Below are 24,374 nucleotides of genomic sequence, written 5' to 3' on the forward strand. Positions count from 1 at the left end.
TCGCCGCGCGACCCACACCGATCCTCTAGTGACAGGGGTCACACCGGGCTGCTTTGGCTGCGTTCTGTCACTGTCCGGGTGCACGATGGTGGGCGTGTCGAAGATCGTCGTGCGCATCAAGCTCACACCGTCGCCGGAGCAGGCCACGGTGCTGGCCTCGACCCTGCGCGCGCTCAACGACCATGCCACCTGGGTGGCGAAGGTCGCCCACGAACGCGGTGTGACACGCAACTACGAACTGCGCAAGCACACCTACCGACCGCTACGTGAGGCCGGGGTGGGCTCACAAGCCGCCCAACATGTGATCAAGCGGGTGTGTGACGCCTACCGCACCCAACGCTCGAACCTGAACAACGGCAACTACGGACTCAAGGGATCGGCCCGCCACAAGCGGATCGAGTCCACGCCCATCGAGTTCCGTGCGGATGCGGCGCACCCCTACGACCAGCGCAACCTGTCCTTCGCCCTGGACGCGCGCACCATCTCGTTGTGGACCGTCCGCGGCAGGCTCAAGGACGTGCCGTTCGCCGGTTCACCCGACCAGACGAAGAGGTTGGCCGAGCACAAACGGGGCGAGTGCGACCTGCTCTGCCGCGACGGCGTCTGGTTCCTTGCCGTGAGCGTCGACGTCCCTGACGCCCCCGAGTTCGAACCAGACTCTTTTCTCGGGGTCGACCTGGGTATCGTCAACATCGCCACCACCAGCGACGGGCAGGTGATGGCCGGGCGCCAGATCAACCGGTACCGCCGCCGCCAGCACAGGCTGCGGGCCAAGCTCCAGGCCAAGGGCACAAGGTCCGCCCGGCGGTTGCTCAAGAAGCGCCGCCGCCGTGAGGCCAGGCACGCCAAGGACACCAACCACCAGATTTCCCAACGCATCGTGGCCGTGGCTGAACGCACCGGGCGCGGCATCTCCCTGGAGGACCTCAGGGGGATCCGCGGCCGGGTACGGCAACGCAAGTCCCAACGGGCCGCGCTGCACTCCTGGGCCTTCCATCAACTGGGGCAGTTCATCGCCTACAAGGCCCGCCTGAAGGGTGTGCCGGTGGTGTTCGTGAATCCGGCGCACTCCTCACGCGAGTGCGCCGAGTGCTCCTACACCGACAAGGCCAACCGGGTCTGTCAGGCCTTGTTCGTTTGCCGGGGCTGCGGCGTCGTTGCGCACGCGGACCGGAATGCTTCCCGTGTCCTGGCCCGTCGGGGCCAGGACACGTGGAACGCGGGGCGGAAGTCACACGTCCCACCCGAGGACCTCTAACGGGGTTTTCGGGTCAGACGCGGTGGATGTTCCTGGCGGCCAGTCAGGTGTTCAACTGCACGCTCGGTCGTTCACGGCCGAGAAGCTGACGAACCACTGGGTGACCGTGCGGGCGGGCGTCCAGCCGGTGAACGTGCCGACGGGCGCGGTGGTCTCGACGGCGACACGGGCCAGCTCCCCTCCGTGGCGCCGGTAGGCGTCCGCGAGCAGGTGCTCGGTCTCCAGCGTCACCCCGTGCACCACGAGCCGGCCACCCGGCCGCAGCGCTCGCAGGCAGGTGTCGAGCACGCCCGGACGGGTCGCGCCGCCGCCGAGGAACACCGCGTCGGGCGCGCGCAGGCCGTCCAGCGCGTCCGGTGCGCGGCCGGTGACCACGTGCAGCCCGGGGACGCCGAGGCGGCCCGCGTTGCGGCTGATCCGCGCGGCACGTCCGGCGTCGGCCTCCACCGCCGTTGCGGTGCAGGTCGGGTGGGCCCGCATCCACTCGACGCCGACCGAGCCCGCACCCGCGCCCACGTCCCACAGGTGCTGCCCCGGCGAGGGCGCCAGCCGGGCCAGCGCCGAGGCGCGCAGGTCCCTCTTGGTCAGCTGCCCGTCGTGCTCGAACGCGTCGTCGGGCAGCCCCGGGACCAGGCCGTACCCGGACGGGCCGGCGAGCTCCAGAGCCAGCACGTGCAGTGCGGGCACCCTCCCGGGAGGGGCCGCCGTCAGCCAGCCGTCCGCCGTGGTCTCCAGGCGGGACTCCGAGTCCGCGCCCAGGTCGCCCAGCACGGTCATGCGGCTGGCGCCGTAGCCGGCGCCGGCCAACAGGGCGGCGACCGCCGCGGGAGTGTCCCCGTCCGAGGAGAGCACCAGGACACGGTGACCGGGCGCCAGCTCCCGCAGCAGCAGGCGGGGATCGCGCCCGACCAGTCCCACCACCGCGCACCGTTCCGCGGGCCAGCCCATCCGGGCGCGGGCCAGGGCGACCGAGGAGACGGACGGCTCCACCCGCACGGTGTCCGCGCCCAGCAGCTCGATCAGAGTGGTGCCGACACCGGACACGAGGGGGTCGCCGGAGGCGAGCGCCACCGCAGAGGCGCCGTCGAGGGAGGCGAGCAGGGACGGCAGGCCCTCCCGCAGGGGAGAGGGCCAGGCCTCACGGCGCTGCCCGGGCCGGCCGGGCAGCATCGCCAGGTGCCTGCGGCCGCCCAGCACCACGTCCGCGTCCAGGACGAGCCCGCGCAGCCGTTCCGGCACGCCGGACCAGCCGTCGGCGCCGACGCCGACGACGGTGATCCCGGTTCCGGGCGGGGGCCTCGTGCCGTGGGTGTCCGTCGATGGTGTCCCGTCTCGCCGCGGAGCGGCCTCCGGGAGGGGAGGGCGGGTGTCGTCCTTCATGGCCGTGACGTTATCGTGGCGGCCACAGGCACGAGGTGCCCCAACGGCCCAGCCATCGGAAACGGTGGGGACGGCGGGAGGGGAGAATCTGGGAAGCCCGGTGAGACTCCGGCACAGGCCCGCTGCGGTGAACCGAGCCTCCGTACAGGAGGACTCGGCAAGTCCGAAGACCGGCCTCGCGCCCGCCCCTGACGGATGGCGAAACGAGCGGGAGCCTCACATGCCATTGCGCACGTCGCACTACCCCTTCTCCGCGATCGTCGGCTGCGACGCCGAGCAGCTCGACGACCTGGGCCTCTCCCTCGTCCTCACCAGCGTCTCGCCGGAGATCGGCGGCGTCCTGGTGCGCGGGGAGAAGGGCACGGCCAAGTCCACCGCCGTCCGGGCCCTCGCCTCCCTCCTCCCGCCCGTCGACGTCTACCAGGGCGACCGGTTCTCCGTGGACCCCGCCGACCCGGCGCAGCGGTCGCCGGACGGCCCCTTCGAGCCCGGCGCGACCGTGGAGAGCCGCCCGGTGCGACTCGTCGAACTGCCCGTCGGCGCCACCGAGGACCGGGTCCTCGGCTCCCTGCACCTGGAACAGGCGCTCACGCACGGCAAGGTCGCCTACGAGCCCGGCCTGCTGGCCCGGGCCCACCGCGGGCTTCTCTACGTCGACGAGGTCAACCTGCTCCACGACCACCTGGTCGACCTCCTCCTCGACGCCGCCGCGACCGGCCGGGTGACCGTGGAACGCGACGGGTTCTCCGTGGAGCACGCGGCCCGGTTCCTGCTCATCGGCACGATGAACCCCGAGGAGGGCGAGCTGCGGCCGCAGCTCCTCGACCGGTTCGGGCTCACCGCGGAGGTCGCCGCGCCGCGCGAGCCCGGGACCCGCGCCGAGGTGGTCCGCAGGCGCATGGCCCACGACGCCGACGCCGACGCCTTCGCCGGGCGCTACCGCGAGGCAGAGGAGGCCCTCGCCGAGCGCATCGCCCTGGCCCGGGAGGCGCTCGGGCGGGTACGGCTGTCGGAGGCCGCGCTGCTGAAGATCGCCGAGGTGTGCGCGGCCTACGACGTGGACGGCCTGCGTGCCGACATCGTCACCGCGCGCACGGCGGTGGCGCACGCGGCCTGGGAGGGCCGGACCTCGGTCACCCGGGCCGACATCCGCCGCGCCGCCACGCTCGCCCTGCCGCACCGGTGCCGACGCAACCCGTTCGACGCGCCGGGACTCGACGAGGACCTCCTGGACCGGATCCTGGGCGACGAGGAACCGCCGCCCGACCCCCCGGAGCCGCCGGGCCCGGGAGGGACCGACGACCCCGCTGACTCCGACGGCCCCTCCGACACCGGCGACCCGTCGGACGCCGAGGACCCGTCGGACGCCGAGGATCCCGCCGAGGCCTCGGACGGCGAGCCGGACGGCCAGGGGCAGCCCCCGGCACCCGCCGAGCGGGAACCCGCGTCCGCCGAGCGGGAACCGGTGGGTTCCGACAGCGACGCCCCGGAGCCCCACCCCGCCGGCGGTTCTCCGGCCCCGGCCACGGCCACCGCTCCCTACCGGACCCGGCTGCTCACCGCGCGGGGCTCCGGTGAGGGGGCCGACGGCAGACGCAGCCGCGCCGTCGGCGTGCGGGGCCGCCGGATCGGCTCCGCCGCGCCCGGCCGGGGATCCGGCGGCTCGCTCCACCTGGGCGAGACCGTGCGGGCCGCCGCGTCCCGGCCGCGGGACGGCGGCCGGCTGCGACTCCGCCCCCGGGACCTGCGCGTGGCGGTCCGTGAGGGCCAGGAGACCAACCTGATCCTGTTCTGCGTCGACGCCTCCGGCTCCATGGCCGCGCGCAAGCGCATGACCGAGGTCAAGACCGCGGTCCTCTCCCTCCTCCTCGACGCCTACCGGCGCCGCGACAAGGTCGGCCTGATCACCTTCCGGGGAAGCGGCGCCGAACTCGTGCTGCCGCCGACCCGCTCCGTGGACGCCGCCGCGGCCCGCCTCGACGAGCTGCCCGCCGGGGGGCGCACCCCGCTCGCCGAGGGTCTGCTGGAGGCGGCCCGCGTCCTTCGGCGCGAACGCCTGAGGGACCCGAGGCTGCGCCCGCTCCTCCTCGTCGTCACCGACGGCCGGGCCACCGGCGGACGGGGTGCCGTCGGCCGTGCGATGGGCGCCGCCGACCACGTCGCCGGGCTGGGCGTCACCACCGTCGTGGTGGACGGCGAGTCCGGTCCGCTGCGCCTCGGCCTCGCCGCACGCCTCGCCGCCCGACTGGGCGCCGACCACCTACCCGTTGGCGAGGTCAGCGCGGACGCGCTGGGCAGCGCCGTACGAGAGAGGGCCGCCTGATGCCTCAGGGACAACCGCTCGTCGTTCCCGACGACGGGCTCACCACGCGGCAGCGCCGCAACCAGCCGCTGCTCGCCGTCCACACCGGTGACGGCAAGGGCAAGTCGACCGCCGCGTTCGGCCTCGCGCTGCGCGGCTGGAACCAGGGCTGGCGGATCGGGGTGTTCCAGTTCGTCAAGTCGGCGAAGTGGCGCATCGGCGAGCAGACCGTGCTGGAACGCCTGGGCCGGCTCCACGAGGAGACCGGCGAGGGCGGCCCGGTCGAATGGCACAAGATGGGCTCCGGCTGGTCGTGGAGCCGCCGCAAGGGCAGTACCGAGGACCACGCCGCGGACGCGGTCGAGGGCTGGGAGGAGATCAAGCGGCGGCTCGCCGACCAGACGCACGACCTGCTCATCCTCGACGAGTTCACCTACCCGGTCAACTGGGGCTGGATCGACGTCGAGGACGTCGTGGCCGCCCTTGTGGACCGCCCCGGACGCCAGCACGTGGTGATCACCGGCCGCCGCGCCGACCCGCGGCTGGTGGAGGCCGCCGACCTCGTCACCGAGATGACGAAGGTCAAGCACCCCATGGACGCCGGACGGAAGGGCCAGCGGGGGATCGAGTGGTGAGGTCCCCGGCGGCCTCCGGGCCGACGGCCCTGCCCCGGCTGATGATCGCCGCCCCCATGACCGGGCAGGGCAAGACCACGGTCGCGACCGGGCTGATGGCCGCGCTCCGTGACGCCGGACACGCGGTGAGCGGCCACAAGGTGGGCCCCGACTACATCGACCCCGGCTACCACGCCCTCGCCACCGGGCGTCCCGGCCGCAACCTCGACCCCCACCTGGTCGGCGAGGAGCGGGTGGCGCCGCTGCTCCTGCACGGGGCGCGCGGTGCCGACGTCGCCGTGGTGGAGGGGGTGATGGGCCTGCACGACGGGCGGATCGGCACCGACGGGTTCGCCTCGTCCGCGCATGTGGCGGCCCTGACCCGGACACCGGTGGTGCTCGTCGTGGACGTGTCCCGGATGTCCCGTTCGGTGGGCGCGCTGGTGGCGGGCATGGCCGCGTACGACCCGGCGGTGGAGGTCGCCGGTGTGATCCTCAACCAGGCGGGCTCGGCACGGAACGTCGCCGAGATCACCCGTGCCACACGCCTGCCCGTCCTCGGCGTGGTCCACCGCGACGAGCGGCTCGCCAGCCCGTCCCGGCACCTCGGTCTCGTCCCGGCGTCGGAGAGGGCGGAGTCGGCGCACGTGGTCGAACGGCTCGGAGAGCACGTCGCGCGCCAGGTGGACCTGGACGCACTGCTCTCCCTGGCCCGTTCCGCGCCCGCCCTGGACGCCCGGCCCTGGGATCCGGCACAGGCACTGGAGGCACCCCCCACGGCCCGGCGGCCGGTGGTCGCGGTGGCGGGCGGCCGGGCCTTCACCTTCCGCTACGCGGAGACCGAGGAGCTGCTCACCGCCGCCGGGTGCGAGGTCGTCGGCTTCGACCCGCTCAGCGACACCGAACTGCCCGCAGACACCCGGGGCGTCTACCTCGGCGGAGGCTTCCCCGAGGTGTACGCCGGTCGGCTCGCCGCCAACCGGAGCCTGCTGGCCGAGTTGCGCGGCGCGGTACGGGACGGGGTGCCGACCGTCGCCGAGTGCGCGGGCCTGCTCTACCTCGCCGAGTCGCTCGACGGCGCGCCCATGGCCGGGGCCGTCCCCGCGCACGCCCGGATGACGGAGCGGCTCACCCTGCGCTACCCCGAGGCGACCTCGCCCGGGGACACCCTGCTGACCCGGGCCGGGGAGAGGGTCACCGGACACGAGTTCCACCGCACCGGCACCACCCCCGGCGCCTCCGGTGCCTGCCCGGCGTGGGACATCGACGGCACGCCGGAGGGTTTCGCCTCGCCGACGCTGCACGCCTCCTACCTCCACGTCCACTGGGCCGGACACCCCCGGCTCGCCGCCCGCTTCGCCGATGCCGTGCGTGCCGCCCCGGCCCCGGTACCCGCCGATCCGGTCCCCGCCGCCCGGACGACCGTTCCCGGCACCGTGCCGGTGGCCGATCCGCTCCGCCACCACGGCGACGCGGAGGCGCGCGGCGGCCTGCTGGACCTCGCCGTCAACGTCTACGCGGGGGATCGGCCCGCCTGGCTCGACCGGGCCCTGCGCGAGAGCCTGGACCACGCCGCCGTCTACCCCGACCCGGAGCCGGCCCGAGCCGCGATCGCCCGCCGCCACGCCCGCCGGCCCGCCGAGGTCCTGCCGACGGCGGGCGCGGCGGAGGCGTTCACCCTGGTCGCGCGGCTGCGGCCGTGGCGGCGTCCGGTGGTGGTGCACCCCCAGTTCACCGAGCCGCACGCCGCTTTGGAACAGGCCGGGCACACCGTCACGACCGTGCTCTGTACGGCTGAGGACGGTTTCGCGTTCGACACGGCAGCCGTACCCGACGACGCGGACCTGGTGGTGGTCGGCAACCCCACCAACCCCACCGGTGTCCTGCACCCGGCGGCGGCACTGCGCGGGCTGTGCCGCCCCGGTCGGCTGGTGGTGGTCGACGAGGCCTTCATGGACGCCGTGCCGGGTGAGCCGGAGTCCCTGGCGGGCGAGCGGACCGAGGGACTGGTGGTACTGCGCAGCCTCACCAAGCACTGGTCGATCCCGGGCATCCGGGCCGGGTACGCCGTGGGGGACGAGGCCGCGGTGGGCGGGCTGGGCCGGGCGCAGACGCCGTGGTCGGTGTCCGCGCCCGCGATCGCCGCCACCGTCGCCTGCATGACCGACGAAGCGAGCGCGGAAGCGGGGCGCCGGGCCGAGGAGCTCGACGGCTGGCGTGCCGGCCTGGAGGCCGGGCTGCGGGAGGCGGGCCTGGAGTTCGTTCCGTCCCGTGCGCCCTTCGTCCTGGTGAGGGCGGGGGAGGAAGTCCACGCGCGCCTGCGCGACCAGGGCGTCGCGGTGCGGCGGGCCGACACCTTCCCGGGGCTGGACGCCTCCTGGGTGCGCGTGGCCGTACGGCCTCCGGACACCACCCGGCGCCTGCTCGACGCTCTTTCGGCGGTGTGAGCGGGGCGGCCGTGGCTCCGGAGCGCGGAGAGGTTCAGCGGGCGAAGCGCTTGAGTCCCTCCGTGTCCAGGACAACCCCGGTTCCCGGGATCTCGACCGCTTCCCCGTAGGGGTGTTCCGACCGGTCCAGGTATCTGCCGCCTACAGGCCGGGAGTGCACCACTACGGTGTCGGTCTCGCGGTCCACCAGCAGATACACGCTGATGCCGCTGTCGGCATAGGCGGCGGGCTTCTCCACCCTGTCGCGGGCGTGTGTGTCAGCGTCCCAGGAAGTCACCTCGACGACCGCGTTGATACCGCCGGGGTCGGCCCATTCTCCAGACTGGTCGAAATGACCGACCGGGGCGAGGATCCCGTCGGGGCGTGCGCGTCCTTTCCGGTAAGGGTCGACCTTCAGCCCTTGCCCGGTGACATTGAGATCCAGGTCGGGCCGGTGCGCCATGAACTGGCGCATCAGCCACATGAGGATTCCGCCGTGAGCCCCGTCGGTCACCTTGTGAACCCAGACCTTTCCATTGATGTGTTCGAGGGTGACGCCCTCCTCGTTACGGGCGATCTCAGCGAGACGCTCGAACAGCTCGGGAGTGAGGGGCGGTTCGGGGCTGGGCCGCGGGTGGTGGTCGGTGACGGTCATGTTGACATGGTAAGCGAGACGCATCTGTCTTCCACTGGTTTGTTCATCAGTTGCGGGGACCGGATTCGCGTCCGCCTGTACCCGTTCATCCTGGCCCGAGCTGGAGCGGAGGAGCAGCGGCAGTGGTGCGGTGCATGGAGGACTACTCATGATCGCGAAGCCTGTCCGCGCCAATCTCACGTGGATGAGGAGAAGAGCAGCTACAGCGCTGGCATCGGCGGGAACCGTGTGGAAGTGGCCGACCTCGCCTGCGGCCTTGTCATGCACGACTCCAAGCGTCCCGCCGCTGGGTATCTCCCCCTCCCCACCGAGTGGAGCGGCTTCCTCGGCACCGTCCTCCCGCGTTGACCAGCGCGAAGCGCGGGTGCTTCGTCACGGCTGTCCCGGTGGTCACCCCAGGGCGGTCACCCAGGCGAACGCGGCCTCCACGTCGTGGACGGTGGGGACACCGGGCGGGCCCGGCGGGCGCCGCACCACCACGACCGGGACGCCGAGCAGCCGCGCGGCCTCCATCTTCGGCCAGGTGTAGGTGCCGCCGGAGTCCTTGGTGACCAGGACGTCCGCGCGGTGTCCGTCCATCAGGTCCAGTTCACCGTCGAGGTCGTACGGTCCCCGGCTGGTCACCAGCCGCCAGGCGGCGGGCGGTTCGAGTTCGGGAACGTCCACCACCCGGGCCAGGACCGCCCGTCGGCCCAGTTCCGGAGCGAAGCGGGCGAGTTCCTGGCGGCCGACCGTGAGGAACGGCCGAGCGCCGAGCGCCGCCGCCCTCTCCGCCGCCTCCTCGTGGCCGGAGGTGTAGTGCCAGGCCGGATCGGGGGTCCAGCCGGGCCGCTCCAGCCGCAGCAGGGGGACGTCGGTGCAGGCGGCCGCCGCGTTGGCGGTCATGCCGAGGGCGAAGGGATGGGTGGCGTCCACCACCGCGTCGTAGGCGGTGAGCGCCGCGCGCAGTCCGGGCACTCCGCCGAAGCCGCCGATCCGGACCCCTCCCACCGGTAGTCGGGGACGGGCCACCCGCCCGGCCAGCGACGTGGTCACGTCGACGCCCGCACCGACCAGGAGTGCGGCGAGCTCACGGGCCTCGGACGTGCCGCCGAGGAGCAGCAGCCTCACCGAAGGAGACTGGGCCGGAGGCCTCTGTTGAGGGTGGTAGCCCGTTTCCGGCGCGGAGCGCCCACCCGGGCGATGGTGGGCGACGGGAGGGCTCCCTGGCGCCAGCGCGGGCAGACCCGCCGGGGCTCCCTCGCGGGCGAGGGCGAGCAGCGCGTCGACGTCTAGGTGCCGCTCCACGAGGTCGGCGAGCAGGTCGAGGCGCCGCTCCCGGGCGTCGGCGAAACGCACACCGGACGGTTCGTGGCCGAGCGCCTCGGAGAGGAAGGCGGTGCGGAAGGCGTCTCCCTCCAGGCTGCCGTGCCACATGGTGCCGAAGACGTTCCCCGAGCGGGCGCCTCCCGGGAACTCCTCCGCGCCGCCGCCGACCGTGATCCGGCCGTGGTGGATCTCGTATCCGCGCGCGGGCGCGCCGAGCGCCTCCCCGGACGGCAGGCGGAGCGTCTTCTCGGCGGTGAAGTCGGTCCGTGCGTCGAGCAGCCCGAGGCCGTCCGCGCACGTGCCGGGCTCGGCCTCGACGCCGTCCGGATCGGCGACGGCCGCGCCGAGCATCTGGAACCCGCCGCAGACGCCGAGCAGCGGCCGGCCGCTGCGGGCGTGTTCGGTGATCGCCCGGTCGAGTCCGCGGGAGCGCAGCCAGGCCAGGTCGGCGAGGGTGGAGCGGGTACCGGGCAGGACGACCAGGTCGGCGTCGGCGAGGTCGCGCGGACCGGAGGCGAAGACGACGTCGAGGCCGGGCTCCAGGCCGAGGGCGTCCACGTCGGTGAAGTTGCTGATCCGGGGCAGGCGCACCACCGCCACCCGTCGGCCGGAGCCCCCGGCCGTCCGGCGGCCCTCCAGGTCCAGGGCGTCCTCCGAGTCCAGCCAAAGCCCCGGGTCCCACGGCAGGGTGCCGTACACCCGGCGGCCCGTGATCCGTTCGAGGTCGTCCAGTCCGGGCCGCAGCAGTCCGGTGTCCCCACGGAACTTGTTGATCACGAAGCCCGCCATCAGCGCCTGGTCGGCGGGTTCCAGCAGACCCACCGTGCCGTACAGCGCGGCGAGGACGCCGCCCCGGTCGATGTCGCCGACGACCACCACGGGCAGGCCCGCGTGCCGGGCCAGGCCCATGTTCACGTAGTCGCCCGCCCGCAGGTTGGTCTCGGCGGGGCTGCCCGCGCCCTCGGCGACGACGATGTCGTGGCGGGCCGCCAGGTCGTCGTACGCGCCGTGCGCGGCCTTCGCCAGATGGCGGCGGCCGGACTCCCAGTCGGCCGAGGACACGTCCCCGGCGGGGTGCCCCAGCAGGACGACGTGGCTGCGCCGGTCGGTGCCCGGCTTGAGGAGCACGGGGTTCATGGCGGGCTCCGGCGTGACGCGGGCGGCCAGCGCCTGCACCCACTGGGCCCGGCCGATCTCCGCGGGGCGGCCGTCGGGGCCGTGGCAGACCATGGAGTTGTTGGACATGTTCTGCGCCTTGTACGGCGCGACCCGCACGCCGCGGCGTGCGAAGGCCCGGCACAGAGCGGTGGTGACGACGCTCTTGCCGGCGTCGGAGGTGGTCCCGGCGACCAGCAGGCCGCCACCACCCCCGACGGAGGCCTGCGGCCCGGTCCCGCTCATACCGGCCTCCTCAGCAGCGCGACGTCCATCACCCATCCGGCACGGTCCTTGGCCCGTGTCCGGGCCGCGTCGATCCCGGGCAGCACGTCGCCGACCCGTCCGGCGACCAGCTCCTCCGTGTCGGTGCCCACGTTGGCGCCCCACCAGACCGACCAGTGCTCCAGGCCCTCGAACGCGGGCTTCCCGCCGAGCATGACGACGATGTTGTCCTGCCCGGCGTCGACGGCCTCGCGCAGCCGGCGCGCCGGGGTGACGTGGACCGGACGACCCACCTCGTGCAGCACGATCCGGTGCCGCGCGGCGAGGAGCTGGGGGGCGCTGACGCCGGGGAGCACGTCGTGTTCCACGGGAACGACGCCCCGCGCGGCGATCCGCTCCACGATCCGCAGGGTGGAGTCGTACAGGGCCGGGTCGCCCCAGACCAGGAACGCCGCGGTGCCGCCGCATGCGCCGAGCACCCGTTCATAGGCGGCGACCCGGGCCTCGTGCCAGGCGGCGACCGCGGCCGGGTAGTCAGCGGGGTCGTCGCGGTCACGCTCCGGGTCGGGCACGGTGACCAGGGGGACGCCGTACGTGTCGCAGACGGTCTGGCGCAGGGCGAGCAGCCCGTCGTCATCGTGTTTGCGGGCGGCCACCGCGTAGTCGCAGCCCCGCAGCGCGTCGGCGACCTCCTGCGTGACGTGTCGCGGCCCCATGCCGATGCCGAGGATCCGTACCCTCATTCCGATCGGTCCTCCAGGTCGCCCTCGACCTCCAGGTAGACCTCCGTCAGGGCTTCGAGCGTCGCCGGGTCCGGCTCGGCCCACAGCCCGCGCCGGGCGGCCTCGTGCAGCCGCTCGACGATGCCGTGCAGCGCCCACGGGTTGGAGCGGCGCAGGAACTCCTGGGTCTCGGGGTCGAGCGCGTACTCGGCCGCGAGCTTCTCGTACATCCAGTCGTGGACGACGCCGGCCGTGGCGTCGAAGCCGAAGAGGTAGTCGACGGTGGCGGCCAGCTCGAAGGCGCCCTTGTAGCCGTGGCGCCGCATGGCGGAGATCCAGCGCGGGTTGACCACCCGGGCCCGGAACACGCGGGCGGTCTCCTGGGCGAGGGTGCGGGTGCGCACCGCGTCGGGAGAGGTGGAGTCGCCGACGTAGGCCTTGGGCTCGGCGCCGGTGAGGGCGCGGACGGTGGCGATCATGCCGCCGTGGTACTGGAAGTAGTCGTCGGAGTCGGCGATGTCGTGCTCGGCGCTGTCGATGTTCTTCGCGGCGACCTTGATCCGGCGGTAGTTGGTGCGCATGTCGTCGGCGGCCGGGACGCCGTCGAGGCCGCGTCCGTACGCGAAACCGCCCCAGGCCGTGTAGACCTCGGCGAGGTCGCTGTCGTCGCGCCAGCTGCCGGACTCTACGAGTTGGAGGATGCCGGCGCCGTACGAGCCGGGCGCGGAGCCGAAGATCCGGGTGGTGGCGCGGCGCCGGTCGCCGTGCGCCTCCAGGTCGGCGCGGGCGTGGGCTCGGACGAAGTTCTGCTCCTCCGGTTCGTCGAGGTCGGCGACCAGGTTCACGGCGTCGTCCAGCATGGCGACCACGTGGGGGAACGCGTCGCGGAAGAAGCCGGAGATGCGCACCGTGACGTCGACGCGCGGACGGCCCAGGTCCTCCAGCGGTACCACGTCGAGCCGGGAAACCCGGCGGGAGGCCTCGTCCCACTCCGGCCGGACGCCGAGGAGCGCCAGCACCTCGGCGATGTCGTCGCCGGACGTGCGCATGGCGGAGGTGCCCCACACCGACAGGCCCACCGACTCCGGGTAGGTGCCGGTCTCCTCCAGATGGCGGCGCAGCAGGGAGTCGGCCATCGCCTGACCTGTCTGCCAGGCGAGCCGGGAGGGGACGGCGCGGGGGTCGACGGTGTAGAAGTTGCGGCCGGTCGGCAGCACGTTGACCAGGCCGCGCAGCGGAGAGCCGGACGGGCCCGCCGGGACGAAGCCGCCCTCCAGGGCGTGGACGACGTGGTCGAGTTCGTCGGTGGTGCGGGCGAGGCGGGGCACCACCTGTGCGGCGGCGAACTCCAGGACGCGGCGCACCTCGGGCTCCTCCTGCAGGTCCGCCGCGGCGGCCGGGTCCCAGCCCGCGGCCTCCATCCGCTCGACGAGGCGGCGGGCGCGTGCCTCCGCCTCGTCGACCTCGCCGGTCGGCGCGTCCTCCTTCAGGCCGAGGGCGGACCGCAGACCGGGCACCGCGGCACCGACGCCTCCCCACACCTGGGCGGCGCGCAGGACGGCCAGGACCAGGTTCACCCGCGCCTCACCCGCCGGCGCCTCGCCGAGCACGTGCAGGCCGTCGCGGATCTGCGCGTCCTTGATCTCGCACAGCCAGCCGTCGACGTGGAGCAGGAAGTCGTCGAACTCCTCGTCACCCGGCCGCTCCTCCAGGCCGAGGTCGCGGTGCAGCTCCGCCGCGCGCATCAGGGACCAGATCTCGCCCCGGACCGCGGGCAGCTTGGCCGGGTCCATGGCCGCGATGTTCGCGTGCTCGTCGAGCAGCTGTTCCAGGCGTGCGATGTCGCCGTAGGTCTCCGCGCGGGCCATCGGCGGGATGAGGTGGTCGACGACCGTGGCATGGGCGCGGCGCTTGGCCTGGGCGCCCTCGCCCGGGTCGTTGACCAGGAACGGGTAGACCAGCGGCAGGTCGCCGAGCGCGGCGTCGGGGCCGCAGGCGGCGGACGGCGCGGCGTTCTTGCCGGGCAGCCACTCCAGCGAACCGTGCTTGCCGAGGTGGACCACGGCGTGGGCGCCGAAGCCGTGCTCCAGCCAGCGGTAGGCGGCCAGGTAGTGGTGGCTCGGGGGCAGGTCGGGGTCGTGGTAGATGGCGATCGGGTTCTCACCGAAGCCGCGCGGCGGCTGGACCAGGACGACGACGTTGCCGGCGCGCAGCGCGGCGAGGACGAGTTCGCCCGCGTCGTTCACGTACAGGCGGCCGGGGGCGGGCCCCCACGCCTCGGTCATCGCGTCCTTCAGGGACGCGGGCAGGCCCTCGGTCCAGGCGGCGTACTCCTCGGGCGTGATCCGCACCTGGGCGTCGGTCAGCTGGACGGAGGTCAGCCAGTCCTCGTCCTGGCCTCCCGCCGCGATCAGGGCGTGCATCAGCGCGTCGCCGGCCTCCGTGTCGTCGGGCAGGTCCAGTCCGGGCAGGTCGTCGGGCGCGCCCAGGTCGTAGCCCTCGGCGCGCAGCCGGCGCAGCAGGCGGACCAGTGAGCGGGGCGTGTCGAGTCCGACGGCGTTGCCGATGCGGGAGTGCTTGGTCGGATAGGCGGACAGGACGACCGCGATCCGCTTCTCGGCGGGGGGCACGTGCGGCAGCCGGGCGTGGGCGACCGCGATCCCGGCCAGACGGGCGCAGCGCTCGGGGTCGGCGACGTAGCGGGGCAGCCCGTCGCGGTCGATCTCCTTGAAGGAGAACGGCACGGTGATGATCCGGCCGTCGAACTCCGGGATGGCGATCTGGCTCGCCGAGTCGAGCGGGGTGACACCGTCGTCGGAGGCCTCCCAGTCGGCTCGGGAGCTGGTCAGGCACAGGCCCTGGAGGACGGGGACGTCCAGGGCCGCCATCCGTTCCACGTCCCACGCCTCGTCGTCCCCGCCGGCGCTCGCGGACGCGGGCACGCTGCCGCCCGCGGCGAGGACGGTGACCACCAGTGCGTCGAAGCCGCCGAGCGCCTCGAAGAGCTCGTCGGGCGCGGAGCGCAGCGATCCGGCGAACACGGGGACCCCCACGGCCTGCCCGGTCGCGTCGACGGCGTCGGCCAGGGCGTGCGCGAACGCGGTGTTGCCGCTGGCCTCGTGGGCCCGGTAGTAGAGGACGCCCACCCGCGGGAGGGAGGAACCGCGCCGGAGGTCTCCGTCGGAGGGGGAGGCCGCGGCCGAAGGCCGTCCGCTGAAGGTGGTGGCGGGCGACGGGTGGGCCGTGTCCTGGGGCACGTCGCGTTCGGCGAAGCCCCACAGCGGGACGGGCGCGGGCGGGTCGAAGCCCTCACCGGTCAGCAGCACGGTGTCCGACAGGAAGGCGTGCAGGCGCCCCAGGTTGGCGGGACCGCCCTCCGCGAGGTAGCGGTGGGCGTCGGTCGCCACGCCGATCGGGACGGTGGAGTGCTCCATCAGCTCGGCGCTGGGCTGCTGCTCGCCGCCGAGGACGACCAGCGGTGTGCCCCGCTCACGTACGGCGGCGAGGCCGGGCCACAGGTCCTGCGGGGAGCCGAGCAGCCGCACCACCACGAGGCCGGCGCCCCCGACGGTGTCGGTGAGTTCCGCGTCGGAGGCACGGGACGGGTTCGCCCACGTGTACGCGGAGCCGCTGGCCCGCGCGGAGAGCAGGTCGGTGTCGGATGTGGACAGTAGTGCGATCCGTACCGTCATGGCCGGATTCCTCCCTCGGGGTTCTCGCCCCATCGGCGGTCGGACCGCCCGAGGCCAGTGTCTGGCTGAACCCCACGACGGGGGTCTCACAGTGGCGGAACCGCCCCGGATCTGCACCGGGTTCCTGGACCACGAGCGAAGGATCCACACCTTAGTCCGCCGCCTTCGCCTCCGTTCCGGCGGGGCGGTCCGATTCGGCGCATCGGGCCGGCTGCTCGGCGCCGCGCCGCAGGAAGCGGATCACCGGATAGCCGGGACCGGTGGCGACCTCGGCCCGGACCCCGTAGACCTCCTCGATGAGGGACGGGGCCAGGACCTCGGAGGGCGTGCCCTCGGCGACGGCACGGCCGTCCCGGAGCATGAGCAGGCGGTCGCAGTACATCGCGGCCAGGTTGAGGTCGTGCAGGGCGATCACGGTGGTGACCGGGAGGTTCGTGACCAGTTCCAACAGGTCGAGCTGGTGCTGGATGTCGAGGTGGTTGGTCGGCTCGTCCAGCAGGAGCTCGCTCGGCTCCTGGGCGAGGGCGCGGGCGATCTGGGCGCGCTGGCGCTCACCTCCGGACAGGGTGTGCCAGGACTGGTCGGCCCGGCCGGTGAGACCGGTACGCTCCAGGGCCGCCGTCACGGCGCCCAGGTCCGCGGCGGACATGGGCGTCCAGGCGCGGCGGTGCGGGACGCGCCCCAGGGCCACGACGTCGCGGACCGTCAGCTCGGTCTGGGTGTGCACGTTCTGCTCCACGGTGGCCACACGCCGCGCCACCGTCCGGCGTGTGGTCCGGCCGAGTGGCCGCCCGTCCAGTGTGACCACGCCGGAGGAGGGCGCGAGGACGCCCGCGAGCAGCCGCAGCAGTGTCGACTTGCCCGAGCCGTTGGGGCCGAGCAGGCCGATGGTCTCGCCGGGGCGGGGGGTGACGGTGACGCCGTCGAGGACGAGCCGGCCACCGATCAGGCGGCTCACCCGCTCGGCGTGCAGATCGCCCCCGACGGACGCCTCCGGCGCGGCCCCGCCGGTCGGCCACCGTGCTCCGGGCGCGGCGGCGGGGCCGCGCCGGCCGGCCACCGCGTGCTGGGGGTCGTTCACGTCTTCCTCCTGGCTCGGTACAGCACGGCGACGAAGGCGGGTACGCCGATGAGGGAGGTCACCACGCCCACCGGGATCTCCTGCGGCTCCAGCGCGGTGCGCGCGACGGTGTCCACCCACACCAGGAACACGGCGCCGCTCAGCGCGGTCACGGGCAGGAGCCGCGTGTGGGAGGAACCGGTGATCGTGCGGGCCGCGTGCGGCAGGACCAGCCCCACGAAACCGATCGCCCCGGCCGAGCTGACCAGAGCCGCGGTGAGCAGGGCGGTGGCGGTCAGGAGGAGCAGGCGGGCCCGGGCCACCCGGACGCCCAGGTTCGCCGCGGCCTCCTCGCCGAAGGCGAAGGCGTCCAGGGTGGTGGTGTGGGCCAGGCAGACGGCCAGCACACCGGCCAGCACCGCCGTGCACAGCACCACGTCGGCCCATCCCGCGCCGCTGAGGGACCCCAGCAGCCAGAACAGCACGCCCCGTGTGGTCTCGGCGTCCGCCGAGGTCAGCACGATGAACGAGGTCAGTGCCGAGAACAACTGCATGGCCGCGACCCCGGACAGCACCACGCGGTCCATGCTCGCGCCCAGGCTCTGGGCGAGCAGCACCACCATCCCGAAGGAGAGCACCGCGCCGACGAAGGCGCCCGCCGACAGCGACACCACACCGCCGCCCCACCCCAGGACGATCACGGCGACCGCCCCGGTGGAGGCACCGGAGGACACCCCCAGTACGAAGGGGTCCGCCAGCGGGTTGCGCAGCAGTGACTGCATGACCGCGCCGCACAGGGCCAGTCCCGCCCCGCACACCGCGGCGAGCAGGGTGCGGGGCATGCGGAGGTTCCACACGATGCCCTCGCGCAGCGGCGGCAGAGGGTTGTCGCCGAACCCCAGACGGGCGGACACCGAGCGCCAGACATCGGCCGTGCCGATGTCGGCGGGGCCGATGGTCACGGTGACCGCGACCGACACCGCCAGGACCACCAGTCCACCGGAGGTGAGCAGTACGAGGCGCGCACCCCTCACCGGATGAACCCGAGGTCCCGTAGACCGTCGGCGACCTGCTCGACTCCCTCGACCGTGCGGATCGAGGGGTTCATCGCCTGGCCGCTGAGCAGGATGTACCGCCCCTCCCGGACCGCGGTGAGATTGCGGGTGGCCGGGTGGGCCTCCAGGAAGCCGATCTTGGCTTCGGCGGTCTCGGCCGTCTGGGACTCCCGGGTCAGGTCGCCGAGCACGATGACGTCCGGGTCGCGGTCGGCGACGGTCTCCCAGCTGGTCTGGGGCCACTCGTCGTGGGTGTCGGCGAAGGCGTTCTCCGCGCCGACCGCGCGGGTGATGGCGCCGGGGGCGCCGCAGCACCCGGCGAGGTAGGGCGACTCGGAGTTGGCGAACCAGTACATGAGGGAGACGTCGGAGGCGTCCAGGTCCTCTGCGGCCGTGTCCACCCGCTGCTCCAGTTCGGCGACGAGCTCCTCCCCGCGCTCCTCGACACCGAAGACCCGCGCCAGGTCGCGGATCTCGCCGTGGACGACGTCCAGGGTGAGCGGCTCGCTGCGGGAGCCGTCCCCTCCGCTCCCGTTGTCCTTGCCCGCGGCGCAGTCGGTGGGGGAGACGTACGTGGGCACGCCCAGCTCCTCGAACCGCTCGCGGGCGGCGACGCCGCCCGTGCCGAGCGTGGAGACGAAGGAGGCGGTCACGAAGTCCGGCTCGGCGTCCAGGACCACCTCGAACGAGGGGGTGTTCTCGGCCAGCCGCGGGATGTCCGCGTTGGCCTCCTCCAGCTCCTCCATGACCGGGTCGGTCCATGTGGCGGTGCCGACGATGCGGTCCTCCAGACCGAGGGAGAGGAGGATCTCGGTACTGCCCTGGTTGAGGGAGACGACGCGCTCCGGCGCGGCGTCGACGGTCACCTCGTGTCCGCAGTTGTCGATCGCCCGGGTGCCACCGGCGTCGGCGGCGGACCCCGTCCCGTCGCTTCCCCCGCCTGTGGGCGAGGAGCACGCGGTGAGCAGCAGGGCCGGGACGAGGACGGCGAGGGGGAGGGGCGCGGGACGCGACATGGGCATGCCTCGGATGTCGGGGCTCGAACGCGGAGCCTGGCACGGATTCTCCTCCGCGCACTCGACGCGGAGGGGCCAGCAGGTCTTCGGACTCGGGCTCGTCCGGACAGGGTGCCTTCCCAGGTCGGGGCCGCGTCGACGCTCCGGTCGGTACGGCCTCGCCCCAGTGGCGCTGTTACCCCGCCCGTCCCCCTCACCGCTGCGCGTCAGTTCCGGATTCGCACCGGATTCCCTGACCACGGACGTGGTACGACTGGCCCGGGCAGCCTACCAAGGCCCCGTCGCCGCTCTCCGCGGCCGGGAGGTCCGGTGGCCCGGTGGTCCGCCAGACCGTGCCTCACACGGGATCCGGGGTGTGCCGGGCGATCCAGGCCCGTGTACGCCGGGGGTCGGCCAGGTCGTCCCAGAACCGCTCGGGGTAGTTGAACCAGTCGGTGAACTCGTCGGCCAGGGAGCGGTTCCGGCTCAGCTCCCCGAGGAACCCCAGGAAGTCCTCGGGCAGGGTCTCCAGGTTCTCCATGAGCATGTTGGTGGTGCGCGTCGCCGACAGGACACGGTCCTGCCTGCGCCGGTCGACGTGTTCGACGAAGCGGCGGTCGAGGACGTCCTGGCGGACGATCTCCTCGGCGAGCACCCACGCGGCGTGGGAGGCCATGTTGGCCCCCTGACCGAGCAGGGGGTCCACGGTGACGTGAGCGTCACCGAGGGCGAGCACGACGGTGCCGTCGTCCAGTACTGCGTGCGTGCGGCGCACCACCGGGGTGACCGCGCCCTGGATGATGCCGCGCGGCCCGTCCAGCGGGCCGAACTCCGCCGGGTCGATCCGTTCGGAACACGCCGGGTAGTACTCGCGGAGCAGGCCCAGGGCGAGGTCCCGGTAGGCCTTCGGGTCCTCCTCGTAGGGGGTGGCGGCCAGTGCCTCCAGGGCGGATCCGTAGTGGTTCTCGATGACCAGGGCCATGACCTGGCCGCCGTCGGTCCACGTGGGGATCTCGATCATCTCGCCCGCGCCCGGGGAGACGTGGAAGGTCACGTTGGGGACGGGCTGCTGGGCGATACCGGTGAACAGGCCGGCGCACAGCGCCCGCCGGGGGCGGTCGAAGGGCGAGTGCGCGGGGTCCCGGTCGAACATCTCCGCGAACGGGCCGCGTCCGGTGCACACCACGATCAGGTCGAACCGGGAGGCCAGGTAGGGGACGTCCTCGGACGAGAGCCGGCCGAACACGAGCTCTCCGCCGCGCTCGGCGAAGTCCTCGGTCAGCCGGGGCTGGTAGATCCGGTAGTCCACGGCCCGGCTGGGAGCGTGGAGCAGGCCCTCGAAGGCCGTGGGCTCCGGTCCGGGGCCCACCCGGTACTGGTGTCCGGGGTAGCCGTACTCCTCCGCCGGCCAGTGGTCCACGCCGAGGGCGCGCTCGCGCTCCACGGTCACCGCGTGGTGGGCCACCGTGTTGAGCACCTTCGACCGCCGTTGCTCGTCCGGTGAGCGCTCGGTGAAGAGGGTGACCTCCACCCCGTGCCGCAGCAGGTGGAGCCCCAGGTGCAGGCCCGCGGTCCCGGCACCGACGATACAGATCCTCTTGCTCACGTTTCTCCTGGCGGCAGGGGTGGTGTGGGGGTGAGGCGGTGGGGCGGAGCGCGTGGGCCCTTCCTGGTCGGGACGCTCTTTCCCTCACCGTTAGTGATCGTACGGAACACGGCGCGGCCCGGCCAGGGGTCCTTGCCCGGAGTTCGGAGACCGCTGGTTTCGGAACGGGACCTGTCGTGGAGAACCGGCCCGGGCGTAGGGTCTGCAGTCCGAGCGAGCAGAGGACCGTACACGGTGTGGGGAGGACGTGCCCGAGATGGCCGCCAAGAAGAAGAGCAAGTCGGGACGCCGCGCGGGCCGGGGCAAGGGCGCGAACGACATCCGGCGCGGACCGACGCGGGACCCCGGGCCGACCGGGAGCATCGGGTGCTACTTCGTCTTCGCGTCCATGCTCGTCATCGGCCTGGTCATCGTGCTGCTGGAGGTGTTCGGCTGAGACGGCCCGACGCGGGTACGCGGCGGTTCCCTCCTCGCGACCCGGAACCGGGGCGGGGGTGAACGCGGCGGCCGACGCGGGCAGGCCGTACAACGGCCCCGGCACCACCGCGGTCGTGGGGGACCGTGGAGGGCGGGGAGGAACCGCATGCGCACACCCTGGACAGGCGCTCGCCGGTGGCCCGGACGCCCCGGCCAAGCCGCCCGCTCCTCCCTCGTTGTTGGTGTCCCCGTGTGTCCACCTGGGTAGCGAGGGCCACGGAGGGTGTTTCCACGCGGACATGCGGACATGCGGCGTCCGCCGAGTCCGGGGCTGGAGGGGCATGCGGTATCTGAGTGCTCCCGCCCGCTCCGTGTGGCGGTGGGTGTGCCGAGCGGGTTCGGCGGCGCTGGAGCGCCTGTCCGCCAACATGTGGTCGGTACTGCAGGCCGCCATCGCCGCGACCGCGGCGTGGATCATCGCGGGCGGCCTCGTCGACGACCACTCCCCGTTCTTCGCACCGATCGCCGCGGTCATCGCGCTCAACACCGTGGGCGGCGAGCGCGGGACCAACGCCGTCCGGATGCTGCTGGGTGTGGTCATCGGCATCGTCATCGGTGAACTGTCGATCGCCCTCACCGGTGGTGGTTACGTGGCCATGGCGCTCGCCATCGGTGTGGCGATGACGATCGCGGTCGCCGTCGGTGCCGCACGCCTCGTGATCGCCCAGTCCGCGGCCGGTGCGATCCTCACCGTGGCCTTCGCGGGCGGCCAGGTGGGCCTCAGCCGGCTCACCGACGCGCTCATCGGGGCCGGGGTGGCGCTCGTGATGAGCCAGCTGCTCTTCCCCACACGGCCGACCACCCGGCTGCGCCGTATCGAGACGGCCGCCCTGGTGGAGATCGTCGGCCTGCTCGACGCGACCGGACGCGCACTGGAGGAGGACGAGGACCCCTCCCTGCGGACGGTGGACCGCCTGGGCGCCCTGAGCAGGCCGATGGCCGACCTCAGCCGCGCACAGGAGAACAGCCACCGCAGCGTACGGTGGACCACCGCGCGGTGGTCCAGTCCCGAGCCGCTGCGGTACGAGGACGAAAGGGTCGACCGGCTCATCATCCTCGGTGAGAGCTGCCTGTCGCTCGCACGGACCGCGGCCGCCATGGACCCGTCCGAGCGCCGACGCATCGCGCCGGTGGTGTGCGAGATGGCCGCCGTCCTCGACGTGCTCGCCGACGACCTCGGCGACCGCGACGCGCGCCAGCGCGCGGTCGACCTGGTGCTCGACGTGGCCCGGCCGTTCGGAGAGGACAAGGTCGGGGACCCCGTGACCGCGGCCACCCATCTGTCCGTGCAGATGGTCGCCACCGACATCATGCTCTTCGCCGGCCTCGAACCCGAGAGGGCCGCGCAGGCGCTGTCGGGCGAGGACGAGGAACCGAAGGTCGCCCACCCGCCGAGGGAGCCGTGGCTGCCGTGGCCGAGCCGGGGCTCCTCGTCGGTCAGGAGCCGTCGCCTCCGCCGCCGGCCGTTCCGGCGCCGTTGACCGGAGGTCGGCGGCGCCCGCCGCCCAGCAGCTTCTTCTGGATCTTGCCCATCGCGTTGCGCGGAAGGGCGTCCACCACACGGACCTCGCGCGGGCGTTTGTGGACCGACAGGTGCGCGGTCGCGAAGTCGATGACGGCCCCGGGTTCGATACCGTCGCCCACCAGGTAGGCGACGACGCGCTGGCCGAGGTCGTCGTCGGCCTCGCCCACCACGGCGGCCTCGTGGACCGAGGGATGGCCGAGCAGCGCGGCCTCGACCTCGCCCGCGCCGACCCGGTAGCCGCCGGTCTTGATCATGTCCACCGACATCCGCCCCGCGATCCGGTGCCAGCCGTCCTCGCCGCGGACCGCCGCGTCGCCGGTGCGGAACCAGCCGTCGTCGGTCCACGCCGCCGCGGTGGCCTCGGGGAGCCCGAGGTAGCCGTCGAACAGGGTGGCGCCGCGGATCTGCAGCTCGCCGATGCCCTCACCGTCGGAGGGGACGGTTCCGCCGTGCTCGTAGCGCAGCCGCGACTCCAGGCCCGGCAGCGCCGTCCCCACCCAGCCGGTCCGCCGCGGCGCGTCGGCGCGCGCGGCCACGGTGATCAGCGTCTCGGTCATTCCGTACCGCTCCACGGGACTGTGTCCGGAGGCCGCCCGCAGGCCCTCGGCCACCGTGTCGGGCAGCGGGGCGCTGCCCGAGACCAGCAGCCGTGCCCCGGCCAGGGCGCGGGCGCTGCCGGGGTCGCGGGAGACGCGCGACCACACGGTCGGCACACCGAAGAACAGGGTCCCGCCCGCCTCGGCCGCGGCGGCGTAGGCGGCGGGGGAGGGGCGGACGGTGTGCACCAGCGGGCTGCCCACGCGCAGCGCCCCCAGCACGCCCAGGACCAGGCCGTGCACGTGGAACAACGGCAGCCCGTGGACCAGCACGTCGTCGGGCGTCCAGTCCCAGGCGTCGGCGAGCGCGTCCAGGTCGGCGGCCACGGCCCGCCGCGACAGGACGGCGCCCTTGGGCGGGCCGGTGGTCCCGGAGGTGTACATGACCAGCGCGGTGGCCTCGGCCGGGGGCTCGGGCACCGTGTACGAGGAGCGCTCGGCCGGGTTCACGGGCACGGCGGGCGGTCCGACCCCGTCCTGCGGGGTCCCCAGCCACAGGGCGGCGCCGGAGTCGCGCACGATGTGGCGGCGCTCGGCGGTGCCGGCGTCCGCCGGGACCGGGACCACGGGAACCCCGGCCAGCAGGCCGCCGACGACCGCGACGACCGTCGACAGTGAGGCCTCTCCGTGCACGGCGACGGCCTCGGCGCCGGTGATCCGCTCGGCCACGGCGGCCGCCGCCGACCACAGTCCCCCGCGGTCGAGCTCCTCGTCACCGACCCGCGCCGCGAGCCCCTCGCCCGCTCCGGCCCCCAGCAGCATGTCGCGTTCCCGTCCGTCGTCCCTGACCCGACCGCGAGCCAGTACACCACAGGCCGCCTTCGAAGGCGGGCCCGGGCCGTGTTCCCCTTGCCGCCGGGCCCCCGGCCGGTTTGGATGGAGGCGACCGCGCCGCGGCTACTCGGGTAGGGCCGTGGACGACCGGACGCACAACCCTTCTGGAGACACGGAGACGGGGACCGTATGGCCGACGACGCTCGATGGACACTGATCGCGACGGGGCTGGACCAGCTCAGGGAACAGACACCCTTCAGGGAGGGGCACACCGCGCCCTCGCGTCTGTTCTCCGACGACGACGTCCGGGTCATGCACCTGGCGCTGGACGAGGGCGCCGAACTCAAGGAACACACGGCCCCCTCCCCGATCCTCGTCCAGGTCCTTGAGGGGCGGATCCGGTTCGACATCGGGGATGAGGGGCACGACCTCGGTCCCGGAGCGATGATCCACGTGGCCGGATCCGTGCCCCACGCGGTCACGGCCGTCGGCGCCTCGCGGATCCTGATCCTCCTGCTGGACCCCCGGCGGCACACGCACCGTTAAGGC

Annotated in this window: 18 protein-coding genes and 3 riboswitches; of the genes, 8 read left to right on the plus strand and 10 right to left on the minus strand. The window is 73.7% G+C overall.

Annotation, left to right across the window (positions count from 1 at the left end; genetic code table 11):
- The first annotated feature begins 85 nt into the window (after window positions 1-85).
- Window positions 86-1,258: an RNA-guided endonuclease InsQ/TnpB family protein gene (locus FYX01_RS13115; protein WP_150241013.1), complete on the plus strand. Its 1,173-nt coding sequence runs from the start codon at window positions 86-88 to the stop codon at window positions 1,256-1,258.
- Between the two features lie 51 nt (window positions 1,259-1,309).
- Here the strand turns inward: FYX01_RS13115 and cbiE are convergent, their stop codons facing one another.
- Window positions 1,310-2,638: a precorrin-6y C5,15-methyltransferase (decarboxylating) subunit CbiE gene (cbiE, locus tag FYX01_RS13120; RefSeq protein WP_150241015.1), complete on the minus strand. Its 1,329-nt coding sequence runs from the start codon at window positions 2,636-2,638 to the stop codon at window positions 1,310-1,312.
- 54 nt (window positions 2,639-2,692) lie between these two features.
- A riboswitch (cobalamin riboswitch) is annotated at window positions 2,693-2,830 on the plus strand.
- Window positions 2,831-2,858: 28 nt separating this feature from the next.
- Between cbiE and FYX01_RS13125 the strand changes: the two genes are divergently transcribed.
- The 3 genes from FYX01_RS13125 to FYX01_RS13135 are packed head-to-tail and all read left to right on the plus strand — an operon-like array spanning window position 2,859 to window position 8,001.
- Window positions 2,859-4,961 carry a VWA domain-containing protein gene (locus FYX01_RS13125; RefSeq protein WP_394350463.1) on the plus strand — a complete coding sequence of 701 codons (2,103 nt, stop codon included), beginning with the start codon at window positions 2,859-2,861 and terminating at the stop codon, window positions 4,959-4,961.
- Entirely contained in the window at window positions 4,961-5,575 is a 615-nt protein-coding gene (cobO, locus tag FYX01_RS13130; protein ID WP_150241018.1) for a cob(I)yrinic acid a,c-diamide adenosyltransferase, read from the plus strand. The genes FYX01_RS13125 and cobO overlap by 1 nt, the downstream gene beginning before the upstream one ends.
- A 41-nt stretch (window positions 5,576-5,616) precedes the next feature.
- Window positions 5,617-8,001 (plus strand): bifunctional hydrogenobyrinic acid a,c-diamide synthase/histidinol phosphate aminotransferase CobBC, encoded by a 2,385-nt coding sequence (locus tag FYX01_RS13135; protein ID WP_150241325.1) that lies wholly within the window; start codon window positions 5,617-5,619, stop codon window positions 7,999-8,001.
- A gap of 34 nt (window positions 8,002-8,035) precedes the next feature.
- Here the strand turns inward: FYX01_RS13135 and FYX01_RS13140 are convergent, their stop codons facing one another.
- Entirely contained in the window at window positions 8,036-8,635 is a 600-nt protein-coding gene (locus FYX01_RS13140) for a Uma2 family endonuclease (RefSeq protein ID WP_150241020.1), read from the minus strand.
- Between the two features lie 180 nt (window positions 8,636-8,815).
- On the opposite strand from FYX01_RS13140, the gene FYX01_RS13145 reads away from it, so the two are divergent.
- Complete coding sequence (locus FYX01_RS13145; protein WP_317846062.1) at window positions 8,816-8,983, plus strand: DUF397 domain-containing protein; 168 nt, start codon at window positions 8,816-8,818, stop codon at window positions 8,981-8,983.
- A 42-nt stretch (window positions 8,984-9,025) separates the two neighbouring features.
- On the opposite strand, the gene FYX01_RS27355 is transcribed toward FYX01_RS13145, so the two are convergent.
- The 7 genes from FYX01_RS27355 to styA all read right to left on the minus strand — a co-directional run bounded on the left by FYX01_RS27355 (window position 9,026) and on the right by styA (window position 20,453).
- Window positions 9,026-11,344, minus strand: coding sequence for a cobyric acid synthase (locus tag FYX01_RS27355; protein ID WP_150241024.1), 2,319 nt, complete (start codon window positions 11,342-11,344; stop codon window positions 9,026-9,028).
- Complete coding sequence (cobF, locus tag FYX01_RS13155) at window positions 11,341-12,066, minus strand: precorrin-6A synthase (deacetylating) (RefSeq protein WP_150241026.1); 726 nt, start codon at window positions 12,064-12,066, stop codon at window positions 11,341-11,343. Before cobF ends, FYX01_RS27355 begins: the two co-directional genes overlap by 4 nt.
- On the minus strand, window positions 12,063-15,737 hold the full coding sequence (gene cobN, locus FYX01_RS13160) for a cobaltochelatase subunit CobN (RefSeq protein WP_150241029.1): 3,675 nt from the start codon (window positions 15,735-15,737) through the stop codon (window positions 12,063-12,065). Before cobN ends, cobF begins: the two co-directional genes overlap by 4 nt.
- Window positions 15,738-15,772: 35 nt before the next feature.
- Window positions 15,773-15,886: riboswitch (cobalamin riboswitch) on the minus strand.
- Window positions 15,887-15,888: 2 nt separating this feature from the next.
- Window positions 15,889-16,710 (minus strand): ABC transporter ATP-binding protein, encoded by an 822-nt coding sequence (locus FYX01_RS13165; protein ID WP_150241330.1) that lies wholly within the window; start codon window positions 16,708-16,710, stop codon window positions 15,889-15,891.
- Between the two features lie 104 nt (window positions 16,711-16,814).
- Entirely contained in the window at window positions 16,815-17,831 is a 1,017-nt protein-coding gene (locus FYX01_RS13170) for a FecCD family ABC transporter permease (RefSeq protein WP_150241031.1), read from the minus strand.
- Complete coding sequence (locus FYX01_RS13175; protein WP_150241034.1) at window positions 17,828-18,874, minus strand: ABC transporter substrate-binding protein; 1,047 nt, start codon at window positions 18,872-18,874, stop codon at window positions 17,828-17,830. Before FYX01_RS13175 ends, FYX01_RS13170 begins: the two co-directional genes overlap by 4 nt.
- Window positions 18,875-18,928: 54 nt before the next feature.
- Window positions 18,929-19,141, minus strand: a riboswitch (cobalamin riboswitch).
- A gap of 64 nt (window positions 19,142-19,205) precedes the next feature.
- Window positions 19,206-20,453 carry a styrene monooxygenase subunit StyA gene (styA, locus tag FYX01_RS13180; protein WP_150241036.1) on the minus strand — a complete coding sequence of 416 codons (1,248 nt, stop codon included), beginning with the start codon at window positions 20,451-20,453 and terminating at the stop codon, window positions 19,206-19,208.
- Between the two features lie 256 nt (window positions 20,454-20,709).
- On the opposite strand from styA, the gene FYX01_RS13185 reads away from it, so the two are divergent.
- Complete coding sequence (locus FYX01_RS13185; protein ID WP_150241332.1) at window positions 20,710-20,889, plus strand: hypothetical protein; 180 nt, start codon at window positions 20,710-20,712, stop codon at window positions 20,887-20,889.
- Window positions 20,890-21,211: 322 nt separating this feature from the next.
- Window positions 21,212-22,411: an FUSC family protein gene (locus FYX01_RS13190; protein WP_150241039.1), complete on the plus strand. Its 1,200-nt coding sequence runs from the start codon at window positions 21,212-21,214 to the stop codon at window positions 22,409-22,411.
- On the opposite strand, the gene FYX01_RS13195 is transcribed toward FYX01_RS13190, so the two are convergent.
- Entirely contained in the window at window positions 22,368-23,813 is a 1,446-nt protein-coding gene (locus FYX01_RS13195; RefSeq protein ID WP_150241041.1) for an acyl-CoA synthetase, read from the minus strand. The two genes, FYX01_RS13190 and FYX01_RS13195, sit on opposite strands and share 44 nt — an antisense overlap.
- A gap of 201 nt (window positions 23,814-24,014) precedes the next feature.
- On the opposite strand from FYX01_RS13195, the gene FYX01_RS13200 reads away from it, so the two are divergent.
- Window positions 24,015-24,371: a cupin domain-containing protein gene (locus FYX01_RS13200; RefSeq protein ID WP_150241043.1), complete on the plus strand. Its 357-nt coding sequence runs from the start codon at window positions 24,015-24,017 to the stop codon at window positions 24,369-24,371.
- Window positions 24,372-24,374: the final 3 nt, after the last annotated feature.

The sequence above is a fragment of the Nocardiopsis quinghaiensis genome (assembly GCF_008638365.1).
GTDB classification, from domain to species: Bacteria; Actinomycetota; Actinomycetes; order Streptosporangiales; family Streptosporangiaceae; genus Nocardiopsis; species Nocardiopsis quinghaiensis.